At 71.1% G+C, this 12,176-nt stretch carries 10 protein-coding genes; 5 read left to right on the forward strand and 5 right to left on the reverse strand.

The window, feature by feature from the left end; all coding sequences use genetic code 11:
* Nucleotides 1-84: 84 nt before the first annotated feature.
* Entirely contained in the window at nt 85-1,047 is a 963-nt protein-coding gene (locus ACGFIS_RS04345) for a DUF5954 family protein (protein WP_392900690.1), read from the forward strand.
* A 21-nt stretch (nt 1,048-1,068) separates the two neighbouring features.
* Here the strand turns inward: ACGFIS_RS04345 and ACGFIS_RS04350 are convergent, their stop codons facing one another.
* Nucleotides 1,069-1,452 (reverse strand): hypothetical protein, encoded by a 384-nt coding sequence (locus ACGFIS_RS04350; RefSeq protein ID WP_392900687.1) that lies wholly within the window; start codon nt 1,450-1,452, stop codon nt 1,069-1,071.
* Between the two features lie 168 nt (nt 1,453-1,620).
* Here ACGFIS_RS04350 and ACGFIS_RS04355 point away from each other — a divergent pair, with 168 nt between their 5' ends.
* Nucleotides 1,621-3,747: a tetratricopeptide repeat protein gene (locus ACGFIS_RS04355; protein ID WP_392900684.1), complete on the forward strand. Its 2,127-nt coding sequence runs from the start codon at nt 1,621-1,623 to the stop codon at nt 3,745-3,747.
* Here ACGFIS_RS04355 and ACGFIS_RS04360 read toward each other — a convergent pair.
* The 3 genes from ACGFIS_RS04360 to ACGFIS_RS04370 are packed head-to-tail and all read right to left on the reverse strand — an operon-like array spanning nt 3,692 to nt 6,571.
* Entirely contained in the window at nt 3,692-4,189 is a 498-nt protein-coding gene (locus ACGFIS_RS04360; RefSeq protein WP_392969486.1) for a hypothetical protein, read from the reverse strand. The two genes, ACGFIS_RS04355 and ACGFIS_RS04360, sit on opposite strands and share 56 nt — an antisense overlap.
* On the reverse strand, nt 4,189-5,424 hold the full coding sequence (locus ACGFIS_RS04365) for a hypothetical protein (RefSeq protein WP_392900678.1): 1,236 nt from the start codon (nt 5,422-5,424) through the stop codon (nt 4,189-4,191). The genes ACGFIS_RS04360 and ACGFIS_RS04365 overlap by 1 nt, the downstream gene beginning before the upstream one ends.
* A 1-nt stretch (nt 5,425) precedes the next feature.
* A complete protein-coding gene (locus ACGFIS_RS04370) occupies nt 5,426-6,571 on the reverse strand; it encodes a hypothetical protein (protein WP_392969489.1) in 1,146 nt (381 codons plus the stop codon).
* A gap of 229 nt (nt 6,572-6,800) precedes the next feature.
* Between ACGFIS_RS04370 and ACGFIS_RS04375 the strand changes: the two genes are divergently transcribed.
* Entirely contained in the window at nt 6,801-9,938 is a 3,138-nt protein-coding gene (locus ACGFIS_RS04375; protein ID WP_392969492.1) for a tetratricopeptide repeat protein, read from the forward strand.
* A gap of 618 nt (nt 9,939-10,556) precedes the next feature.
* Here ACGFIS_RS04375 and ACGFIS_RS04380 read toward each other — a convergent pair.
* A complete protein-coding gene (locus ACGFIS_RS04380) occupies nt 10,557-10,964 on the reverse strand; it encodes an ATP-binding protein (RefSeq protein ID WP_392969495.1) in 408 nt (135 codons plus the stop codon).
* A gap of 196 nt (nt 10,965-11,160) precedes the next feature.
* Here ACGFIS_RS04380 and ACGFIS_RS04385 point away from each other — a divergent pair, with 196 nt between their 5' ends.
* Nucleotides 11,161-11,976 (forward strand): helix-turn-helix transcriptional regulator, encoded by an 816-nt coding sequence (locus ACGFIS_RS04385; protein WP_392969498.1) that lies wholly within the window; start codon nt 11,161-11,163, stop codon nt 11,974-11,976.
* Entirely contained in the window at nt 11,973-12,164 is a 192-nt protein-coding gene (locus ACGFIS_RS04390) for a DUF397 domain-containing protein (RefSeq protein ID WP_392900665.1), read from the forward strand. Before ACGFIS_RS04385 ends, ACGFIS_RS04390 begins: the two co-directional genes overlap by 4 nt.
* Nucleotides 12,165-12,176 lie beyond the last annotated feature (12 nt).

Below are 12,176 nucleotides of genomic sequence, written 5' to 3' on the forward strand. Positions count from 1 at the left end.
CCTTTTCCGGTTAATTGCCGCGGGCGGTCGGCGGATCTCGCGAAAATCATGCGGGCATCCCGGCCGTCCGGCCAGGATGCGGGCATGACCTTCCCGCTGATGCACGGGTACGACTACATCAATGTGGTCGCCGAACTCGATCCCGTCGCGGCGGTGCGCGACCGGGAACTCGGTGAGCGAATTCTGCGGTACCCCAAGATTCTTCCCGCCGGCTCCCCCAGTTTTGGGCATGCAGTACAAATGGGAAAAGAGTGGCGAATTGGATCCCTGTGCTCCGATGATCCGTCCGCCGCCCGGTACGGCCTCGCCATGGACCTGCGGTCGGGAGCGGCCGAGGAGCAGGACCCGGAGACCGCCGAGGCCATGCTGGCGGCGGCCGCCCGGCTCGACCCCGAGGAGGGCGAGCAGCTCGCCAAGGACGAGTGGGAGATCGCCGACCGCCGGTACCGGATCATCCGGGTCGAGAAGTTCGTCCTGATCGGCGACCGGGTCATGGAGCCGCCCCGCTCCACCGACGCCGACCTCGCCGGAGACGACTTCCTCCGCGGCCACCTGCTCGACCCGCCGGCGCCGTGCGGGCAGTGGGAGGCGCAGCTCCGGCTGAACCTCGTCGCGCGCATGCCCGTCCCCGGCACCGTCCCCGACATGGTGCGCGCGGAGGCGCACCACGCGATCCAGACGCACCCCGGGGTCGTGCTGCTCCCGCCCACCTTCGTCGTCGTGGAGATCGACGGCGGCTCCTGGGCGCCCGTCACCGGCGGCGACGATCCCGCCGAGGCCCGCGACCGGCTGGCCCGGCACTTCACCGACCTTCTCCCCCGGCTCCGCGAGTTCCAGGGCGACCCCGCCACCCCCGCCGAACTCGCCGAGTGGACCGCGCTCGCCGCGGACATCCGGTCGGCGCCCGGCCACCACATCACCGCACGCGGCCGCGAGTTCCGCACCGTCCGCGTCTCCCGGATGCTGCGCCTCGGCCGCGACGGCCCCGAGGCTCCCCGCCCCTGCGACCAGGAACGCTACGGCCTCACGGGTGCCACCGAAGCCTGACCTCCCGCCCCCGAACCCGCGTCAGCCGAGGTTCACGTCTCCGTGCACGTCGCGGAGCTGAACGACCCGGCCCGCCTGGCCGTTGAGCACGTTGACCACGCCGTCGCCCGTCGCGGCGGCGTTGGTCTGCGCCTGGTTCCAGAGGCTGCGCGCCTCCGCCCCGAACCCTGGGTCGTCGGCCAGGAGGTGCTCGATGGCGGAGGCGAGGGTCGCGACCCTCTCGGGCGTCGGGTCGCCGGCGGCCCTCTCCAGGGCCTCCTCGTCGGACGGACGCCCCCGGAGACGCTCGCGGACCCGCCGGGACAGCTCGGCGACGGCGGCCCGGACCGGCTCGCCCGCCACCTCCACGGCCTTGCCGGCCATGGCGGTCGCGATGGCGACGGTCATCGGATCTGTCACCGCCATAGTTCATCACGCTGGGACAGGTGCGAACAATCTCCATTCTGACCCGTACCCCATAAATGGCATGGCCGAATTGCAATTACCATCTATGTGACTTGAACCGGACGTCCGGGTACGTTAACCGTAAAGCGGGCGATCAACGCGCCACCGAACCAATGGGATGGATAGAACGTGCAGTCTCCCGACGAGCGGGACCGGTGGACCAACGAGCTGACGGGGCGGATCGCGGGTTCCAGCGTTCAGGCCGGGTCCATCGCCGGCGGGGTGCACATCACCGCGCCCGCCGCGACGCGTCTTCCCGCCCCCGCGCAGCTGCCGCCGCCCGGACTGTTCGCCAACCGGCTCAGCGAGCTGCGGCAACTGTCGGCGCTCGCGGAACACCCGGGGCCCGTGGTCCTCACCGGGCCGGGCGGCGTCGGCAAGACCACGCTGGCATCGCGGTGGCTGCACGGCATCAAGGACCGCTACGAAGGCCAGCTGTTCGTCGACCTGCGCGGCTTCTCCGGCGCCGAGCCGCTCCCGCCCGACGAGCCGCTCGAACGCTTCCTGCGCGCCCTCGGCGCTGCGCCGGAGAGCATCCCGGCCGGCGCCGACGAGCAGTCCGCGCTGTACAGATCCATGACCACCGGGCGCCGCCTGGTCGTCATGCTCGACAACGCCGTCTCGGCGGCACAGGTCCGCCCGCTGCTGCCCGGTGCCGGAGCGTCGCTGGTCGTGGTCACCTCGCGCCACCGCCTGACCGGGCTCGTGGTGGACGGCGCGCGGTTCCTGGACGTCGCCCCGCTCGGCGAGCCGGGGGCACTGGAACTGCTGGAGCATCTGATCGGGGCGGACCGGATCGGAGCCGAACGCGATCACGCCCGATCACTGGTCGCGCTCTGCGGCACCCTGCCGCTGGCCGTCTGCGCGTCCGGCGCCCGCCTGGCGGCGCGGCGGCGCCGGCCGATCGCCCACGCGGTGGCCGAACTCGGCGACGAAGCGAGGCGGCTCTCCGCGCTGCGCACCGGCGAGGGCGACATCTCGGTGAGCGCCGTCTTCAACACCTCCTACCAGGCGCTCGACCCGGAGCACGCGACGGCCTACCGGCTGCTCGGCGTCCATCCGGGGCCCGATCTGTGCGCCGCCGCCGCGGCGGCCCTCATCGGGACAGGGGAGGAGCGCGCCGCCGAACTCCTGGACGGTCTGTTGGACGCCAGCCTGCTCCTCGAAGTCCCCGGCGACCGGTACGGCTTCCACGACCTGGTGCGCCTGCACGCGCGGGACGCGTCCCTCGCACCGGCCCCGGCGCCGGACCGCGGGGCCGCGTTCGCGCGGCTCGCCGGCTGGTACCTGACGACCGCCGTCGCCGCCGACCTCACGCTGATGCCGGGACGGTGGCACCTCGGCGAACGGTACGCGGCGCCGCCGGGCGACCTGTTCGCGTCCCGCCCGGCGGCACTGGAGTGGCTCGAACGGGAACGGCCGAACCTGGAGGCGGTCGCACGGCAGGCACACGAGAACGGGCTGCACTCCATCACATGGCAGCTCTCCGAGGCGATGTGGCCGCTCTTCCTGCAACGCAGGCACTACCCGTCATGGATCCGGATGTACGAGCTGGGGCTCGCCGCCGCCGAGTCCGACGCCGACTTCAAAGCACAGGCACGGATGCTGGAGGGGCTCGGGGTCATCCGCCTCAACCTCCAGGAGCACGCCACGGCCGCCGGCCACTACGAGACCGCCCTCGCCATGGAGCGGCGGGCCGGCCACCGGCTCGGCGAGGCGTCGGCGCTCGAAGGACTCGGCGTCGTGGCGCTCGCCACCGGTGCCCCGTCCCGCGCGACCGAGCTGTTCGTCCTGGCGCGGGACGTGCACGCCGATCTCGGACGTCCGCGCGGGATCGCGCTGATGGACCGGCACATCGGCGAGGCGCTCAGTGCCGCCGGCCGGCACGCCGAGGCGGAGTCGACGCTGACCGGCGCGCTGGAGACGTTCACCCGTCTGGACGAGCCCTACCACCGGGCGCGGACGCTGACGTGCCTCGGCCAGGCCCGGCTGCGGTCCGGACACCCCGACGAGGCCGCCACCGCCCTCCACGAGGCGCGGGACGTCGCGCGGGAGATGGACGCACCGCATGTTGAGGCCGACACGCTGCGCGAACTGGCCCGGATCGCGCAGTACCGGGGTGATCCGGCGGCCGAGCGCCCGCTGCTGGAGCGGGCACTCGCCCTCTACACCGCGCTGGGGTCGCCGCAGGCGGCCCAGGTCACAGCGCGGCTCGCCGATCTTCCGGCCGCACCGCCCGGCGATGCCGGACCCTGACCAACGTGGCCGTGTTGCCGCGGACGAGGGTGAGCCGGGTGAGCGCGCCCACCGGCCGTCCGCCCGCCACGAGCCAGGCGTGGAGGGCGGACGCGTACAAGACCGCGTCGGCGGGTGGGCATATCCCGCCGAGCACCGGGTCGAGCCGCCCGTACAGACCGCCGGCCGCGACCAGGCAGCCCCGCCCGGTGACGGTCGCCGCGACGAGGCACCCCGGGTGGGCCGCCAGGAGGCGGGACGGGTCCCCCGCCCGGCCGACGATCACGTCCGCGCACGCCCGCCAGGCCCGCGAGGTCTCCTCCTGCCGTGCGACGAGATGCTCGTCGCACGGCGGCAGCTCGCGCCCGTCGGCGGGCGAGCGCCGCAGTGCCAGCGTCCGCCCGCCGACGAGCACGCGCACCGGTCCCGGCTGATCGTCCCAGACTCTGACCAGCGTGACCATCACGCCGCCCTCGGAAGGCCGGGGACCGGGAGCGGGACGGGCTCGACGTCCGGCGGGCGGTCCCGGTCGGGCAGCCGCAGCAGCCTGTACATCTCCCCGCGGATGAGGCGGGCCGCCTCCCCCGGCCGGGAGCTGATGGCGCTCCGCATCGCGGCATGGACCCGTCCGGAGAAGGCGTGCACGGCCTCCTCCAGTTGCGGGGCCAGCGGCCGGTCCCAGTCGACGCGCGGCGCGAACGCGCCGAGCCCGGCGACATGGGTCCCGGGCGCCACGGCGTCCTCCGGGAAGGCGCCGAGCAGCACCGGTACCCCGATCGCGGCGCCATAGCAGGTGACGGACCCGTGATCACCGAGCAGCACGTCGGCGGCGACCAGCCCGGCGCGCCACCCCTCCTCCGGCGGGAACAGCCGGACACCGAGCCGCCGGCAGTCTGCGTTCCAGGCCATGACCTGGCGCTTTCCGTAGAAGGACCACACGTTCGGGTGCAGCGCGGCGACGACCTGGTACCTGTCACGCGGGAGCCCCGCCGCAACGCGCAGTAGCAGGTCGGGATGGCGGCCGAGCAGCGAGTCCTCGTTCCATGTGGAGCTGACGAACACCAGCCGCCGGCCGGGCCGCACGCCGAGCGCGCGGCGGTACTCCTTCCGGTAGGGCAGGCTCGCCACCAGCCGGTCCAGGCACGGGTCGCCGCCTGCGAACGCCACCGGACGCGCCTCGGGGCACTCCTGTTCGAGCATCTCCAGGTGCCGGTCGTGCGGCAGGACGATCGACGACGGCACGACCCGCCCGCCGACGACGAGCCGTTCCCTGATCAGGCCGCTGACCGAACGCGCGGCGGGCGGTCCGGAGCCGGCGTTGCGAGGATGGAGCTTGCCCGGACCGGCGCCGTGCGACACGGTCATGACCGGCCCGTGCAGCTTCTCCAGCATCCCGTGGCCCGCCGCAACGACGAGGTCCCACCTGGTGCTGATCGCCTGCCGCCAGGGCAGCACCAGCCCGCCGAGGTCGCGCAGATGCACGTCCAAGCCGCCGGTGTTTGCCGACGCCGGCGCGGCCGTGTACGCGACCGCGACCCGCCGGTCGGTCTCCAGCAGCGGCATGACGTCGGCAAGCCGGGTCGCCGCCGTCACGTGGTGCGCGACGGCGAGAACCGCCCGTCCCGCCTGCACCGTCGACCCCTTCAGGGCGTCCAGCCCGAACGGGCCCGGCACCCACCCGTCCCCCGGGAAGCTCACCTCAGCCTCCCCGGGTGAGGTGGCCGAGCGGCTCCCCGTCCCGGCAGCCGATGCGGAACGGCGGCGAGACCGGGTCCGCCACGGGGATCGTGGCGGGCTGCGGCAGCCGCATCAGCCCGTACATCAGGCTGCGGATGTTGCGGTCGAACCGTCCAGGCTCGGACGTGATCCGGCCGGCGACCGGCCGGACCCGCTCCGGCCGCCACCGCGCCGCCGCCTCGGCCAGCTGCGGGTGGACGGGCCGATGCGCCGTGAACCGGACGGCCAGCAGGCGCAGCGCGTCCCCGGGCGGCGGCCCGGTGATGAGCACCGGGACCCCGATGATCGTCCCGTATCTCGTCACCGGGCCCGGCGGCCCGATGATCCAGTCGGCGGCGACGAGGGCGGCGCGCCAGTCCGCATCGGGCGGCATGAGGCCCAGGCCGGCCCGCAGGTGGCCGACGAGCCCCGGCCCGCTCGAGCACCGGTCGCCGCCCGGCTCGGGAACGCCGAGAACGTGGTACCTGTCGGGCGGCAGTTCGGCGAGCAGGCGGCGCACGACGTCCAGGGACCCGCAGCGGGTGCACGGACCGGTGCCGCCGGCCGCGGGCAGGGCCACCACGACGAGCCCGCGCCGCCCGCCGACGCCCAGCGCGCGCCGGTAGAAGTCGCGCAGCGGCAGGCTCGCCACCAGCCTGTCGTGGTCGGAGTCGCCGACCACGACCGCATGACCGCCCCCGGCATCGGGGGGACGGTCCAGGTGGTGGGCATAGGTGTACACGGCGGGCGCGGGCCGGTGCGCGACCCCGGCCGGGATCGTTCCCGGCAGCGCGATGAGCGGCGCACCCGGCGGGCACGCGGGTATCCGCTGCGCGGCGACGACCAGGCCGACATCACCGTCCGCGATGTCGGACCAGCGCAGCGGTGCCGCGCCCGCGTCCCTGAGCATCATCTCCACGGCGGCCGAGGACGACCCGGGGGCCGCTGCGAAGAGCACGCGCAGCCGCGGGTCGGTTCCCGCGAGCCGCGCCACGTCCAGTGCGGGCTGCCCCGGTACGGGCGAGCCCACCACAACCAGCACTGTGCGCCGGTCCCCCAGCCGTCCCCACCAGCCGGGGTCGAACCCGGTCAGGGCCCGACGCCATTCGAAGCCGGTCATTGCCGTCAACGAACCCCCTTTGACCTTGGATGCGAACATCCGTCCCTCCGTCGCAGATCGAAATGACCTGCCTCCGGAATCGAGTGTCGATCGGAAATCTTGACGAAAGCTTGCAATCGTCCTGACTCGGTGAGTAGTGGGACACGGGGAAGCCGCGGGAAAAACGCCCGCGCTCTGGCCATTCGGTACGCATGATGCCAAAATCGGCTCAGGAGGATATTTTCACAAAGGGGAACCGGTGGAGTTCCGCATCATCGGCCCCGTCGAGCTGTGGATTGACGGCCGGCGGCGCGACCTCGGAACGCCCAAGGAACGGTGCGTGCTGGCCGTGCTGCTCCTCGGCCGGCGGCAGCCGGTGTCCACCGAGACCATCATCCGCCGGGTCTGGGACGACGCCCCGCCGGCCAAGGCCCGGCAGGGCCTGCAGGTCTACATGACGCGGCTGCGCCGTCGGCTGGAGGACGCGGAGGGCGCCGCGTTGATCTCCCGGCAGGGGTCTTATCTGCTCGATGTCGACGATGAATCGGTCGACCTGCACCGGTTCCGGCGGCTGCGCGACCAGGCCCGGGCGATCGCCGAAAGCGGCGACGACGAATACGCCCTCGACCACCATCGCCAGGCGGCGGAGCTGTGCCGGGCCGAACCGCTCGCCGACCTGTCCGGGGGCTGGGCTGAACGCGCCCGGCACACTCTGGAGCAGGAACTGCTGTCCGCCGCGTTCGCACGCATCGACCTGGAACTGAAGTACGGCAACCACACCGACGTCCTTCGCGAATTATCGGACCTCACCGATCGCCATTCGCTGGACGAACGGCCCGTCGAACGGCTCATGATGGCGCTCTACCGCTGCGGGCGGCAGGCTGAGGCACTGGAGGTCTACCGGCGCACGCACGACCTCTTCGCGGCGGAGTCGGGAACCGACCCGGGCCCCGGGCTGCGGCGGCTCCAGCAGCAGATCCTGCGCGGCGACCCGGAGCTGCTGCGGGTCCCCGGCACGCAGCTGAGCGTGGACCGGCGCCCGCACACCCTGCCGCACCACGCGCGGGTGTTCGTCGGACGCGACGACGAGATGCGGCAACTGATGGACACGGTGCCGGGCATCGCGGGTCCACCGGCCGGTGACGCGGTGACCGTCGTCGCCATCGACGGCATGGCCGGCGTCGGGAAGTCGGCGCTCGCCGTCCACCTCGCGCACCGGCTGGCCGAGCACTACCCCGACGGCGCCATGTACCTGGAACTGCACGCGCACGACGCCCGGCAGAAGCCCGTCGACCCGGCGGACGCGCTCGACATGCTGCTCCGCACGATCGGCGTCCCGGTAACGCGGGTACCGCGGGCGCTGGACGAGCGCGCCGCGCTCTGGCGGTCCGAGCTGGCGGGCAGCCGCGCGATCATCGTGCTGGACGACGCCGCAGGACGCGACCAGGTCGAACCGCTGCTCCCGGCCTCCCCCGGCTGCCTGGTGATCGTGACCAGCCGCCGCCGGCTGACCGGGCTGCACGACGCCTGGCCGCTGTCGCTGGAAATCCTGCCCGTCCGGGACGCGATCGTCCTGTTCACCGGCATCGCGGGCCCCGGCCGCGCGGAGGCCGACACCGACGTCGCCGCGGTGGTGGAACGCTGCGGACGGCTGCCGCTCGCGGTGAGCATGGCGGCGAGCCGCCTGCGCCACCGCCGCGCCTGGGACACCCGCGACCTGCTGGCCCGGCTGACCGCCGACGACCGGCGGCTGGACGAGCTGCGCGGCGAGGACCGCGAGATCACCACCGTGTTCGAGGTCTCCTACCGCGGCCTCCCGGCGGCACTGCGGGATGCGTTCCGCGCGTTCGCCCTGCACCCAGGCCCCGACCTGACGGCACTCGTCGCGGCGGCCGCCCTGGGCCGTCCCGTCCGGGAGGCCGAGCGGATCCTGGAGGACCTCCTCGACCGCCATCTGATCACCGAGCCCGCCCGGGGCCGCTACCGCTTCCACGACCTCGTCCACGACTACGCCCGCCGCCTGGCCCGCGAGATCGACACCGACGAGGAGCGGCGCCGAACCGTCCACCGAATCCTCGACTTCTACCTCGCGGCGGCCGACCACGCGAACCACGTGCTGTCCCCGCACCGCCCGGACAGCATTGAGCCCGACCTACCGCCGGACTTGCCGCCCCTGGCTGACGAGGGGGAGGCCGCCAAATGGTTCGCCACCGAGCACGCCTGCCTCCTGAACGCTGCCGCCGAGGCCGACCGAATCGGCTCAGCGGCGCACACCGCCCGCTTCTCCCGCATACTCGCCGGACATCTGGAGTCGCGCGGCCACTGGGACGCCGCCGCGCGACTGCACAGCATGGCGGTCGAGGCGCTCCAGGGCCTGGACGACGATCCGGGCACCGCCCGCGCCTTGGCCGAGTTGAGCCATATCCGTTTCCGTGTCGGCGACTACGACACCGCGATGGAAGAGGCGGAAAAGGCGCTGGCAATCCAGCGTTCGACTGGTGACCGTCACGGAGAGGCCCATATTCTCGGCCGCATAAGCCTCATCCACTGGCACCGGTCCCGCTTCCCGGAGGCATTGGCCCGCGGCCGGGAGGCGCTGGAGATCCACCGCTCGCTCGGCAACCGGCACGGCGAGGCCGAGAGCCTCGACCGCATCGCGATCATCCTGGAGTTCACCGGCGGCTACCGGCGGGCCGAACGACTCCGCCTCGAAGCACTGGCGATCCTCACTGAGATCGACGCCCCGCACCTCCGGACGATGGCGCTCAACAACATGGGCGACCTGATGATCCGCATGGGCGACGTCGACCGCGCCGCCGAGTACTACGCGCAGACCGCCGGCGTCGCCGAACTGAGCCGCCAGCACGAGGCCATCGTGCTCATCAACACAGCCAACGTCCACCGCCGGTACGGCGCTTACGAAACAGCTCTGATCAATTACCGCGCGGCACTCGCGATAGCGATGGAATTAGGCGATCGGCGAACCCAGGTCGACACTCTCATCGGCATCGGCGCCGCCTTCCACGACACCGGGCACTACGGTGAGGCCATCATTCACCACGAACGCGCTCTGGCCATTTCGCGCTCCATCAGCGAGCGTTATGAGGAGACAGTTGCCCTCCGCCATCTAGGCGAAGCACTCACCGCCTCCGGCCGCTACCCAGCCGCTGTTGAGCACCTCCGGCAGGCTTATGCCCTATCCACCGAAATAGATGTTCCCGACGAGATGGCAAGAACCTTGGCAAGCCTGGGCGCAGCTCTCCTCCACGTCCAGGGCAGCGAGGCCACCCGCCGCCCGTGGGAGGAGGCTCTCCGGCTCTTCACCACCCTGAACCTCCCGGAGGCGCAGGATCTGAGAGCCCGGCTCCAGTCCCTCGACCACGCCACCGGAACCTGACCCTGCACTGGAACCGATTTCATTTTCCGCCGGACACATCCCTCGAACACCTTGCCGTACAGCGCCGAACATCAGATAGGAAACCGGTTCTAATCTGCAGCGCACCGCGCGCATGCGTGCCACCGAACCGGACGTGCCGGCTCCGCCCTCCCGCACAATGCAGCATCTCGGTCTGCCGACTACGAGATTCGCGGATGTTGCCACACAGAACCATCCGGGCTTATAGGCTCTCTCACCAGAAATCCGGACGGACCGGGTTGTTTGCCGTCTAGTGGATGGGGTTTACATGACCCGTCTTTTGTATAGAGCCCTGGGCCCCGCCCTGGTGGTCGCCGTGGCGCCGATCGTCCTGGTGGTGTGCATTCACATGACCGGGTGAGGTCGTGATAAGGGGTCAGGTGGGCCAAAGGAGGCCCAGCCGACCCGCCGCTCGCAGAGGCGCCGCATCAGCGGCGCCTCTGTCGCGTTGTCGACCGGGAACAACAGGGCGCCCGGTGCTCTTGGCGGTGGAGTGACTTTGACACCGGGTCGAGCTGGTCGCCGCCCGCCCTGCGGGCGTTGGGAAACCCACCGCGCTGGGGGAGCCGGTGGGGAGGCGCTCCGCAGGGCGGGGGCAGTCTATGCGTGCAACTGCGCGCCTGGCCTGTTCACGTGACGAAGGGGCCCGACGATCGGACAGCCCGCCCTACGTGCGGCACCCAACATGTATCCGTGGTCGATCGCGATCCGCGCCCACACGACTTTGCCCTCGTACAGCTCGAACCACCCGCAGCCGCCGGACGCGAACGCCTGGACGAGGATCAGACCGCGTCCGGACGTGCAGAACTGGTGGGGCTGCTGGATCACGGGCCGGCCGGGGTGGTCGTCCCACACGCACATGTCGACACCCTGGTCGATCCGGCTGATCCATACGCGGATGTGCCTGCCCTCGCAGAGCCGGGCCGCGTTGGACGCGATCTCGCTCATGATCTGCACGGCGTCACCCTCGAAGGCGCCGAGCCCCCAGGAGGCGAGTGCGCTCTTCACGAGTTCGCGTGCGAGATAGACGGTTTCGGGATAAGCCCGAAAGGTCTCACTGAATATATTCTGTGGGTTTGTGTCCATTATGGGTGTCGCGAACATCGGCTGGCCTCTCGCGGTCTGCGTTTTCTATCCACAGCGTGAGCGCCGGCGACTACACTTGTCTCCTTTCGTTCATGAATATCAAGGTTAAGGATCTTGAATGGCGAAGGCCGACCGACTCGACCCGGACAACAACCCATGGCATTGGCTAGCTGTTGATCTGCGGATATGGCGCATCGAACGCAACCTTTCACAGGCGCAGCTAGCCGAGATCTTGAGGGTCGACAACTCTACGGTTTCGAACTACGAATCGGGCACCTCAAAAGTGCCCGAAAGCAAGACCGAAACTCTTGACCAGCTTTGGCGTACTCGCGGCCACTTCTCCCGAATTCGCCGGTATGCCGAGTCAGCTCATGACCCGGACTGGCGCCATCAGAACGTGGAGAACGAAGCAAAGGCGTCTGTCATCAGGGCCTACGAGAGTTTGTGGGTTCCTGGCCTCATCCAGACGGAGGGATACGCGCGGGCCGGGTTCAGCTCCGCGGGCATCAGCAGCACGGAAGCGGACGAGCTATGGGAACAGCGGTCGGCGCGCCAGGCGATCCTGAATCGCCCCGGCCCACCACAGCTTTACGTATTGCTTGATCAGGCAGTGATCGCCCGCCGTGTCGGCGGGCCGGACGTCATGCGTGATCAGCTCGCCCGACTCCTGGAGGTTGCCGACTGGCCGCACGCCATGGTGCGCATCATCCCTTGGGAAGCCGGGGCGCATATGGGACAAGACGGCTCGTTCAAGCTGATGACAGTCAGAGCGAGCGACGTGGTCTACATCGAGGCTGCGATCGAGGGAAGATTGATCACTGACCCGGCAAAGGTCGCTGATGTAGGGCTACGGTGGGAACGGATCGGGGCGCGGGCGCTGCCCGAGCCCCTGACCCGTAGGTTAATCGCCGATCAGATGGAGACCACGCGATGACCGAACCCGCCTGGCGTAAGGCGAGCCGCTCCAGTTCCACGGGCGGTGACTGCGTCGAGGTCGCGAGCCTCAACACCGTGATCGGTGTGCGTGATAGCAAGGCCCCCGGCGCCGGACACCTCGCGCTCTCCCCGGAGGGTTTCGCCCGGCTCGTCACCGCTGTGAAGCGGGGAGAGCTGCACCTGTAGTCCCTGCCCCCA

Source organism: Spirillospora sp. NPDC048824 (genome assembly GCF_043198455.1).
GTDB lineage: Bacteria > Actinomycetota > Actinomycetes > Streptosporangiales > Streptosporangiaceae > Spirillospora.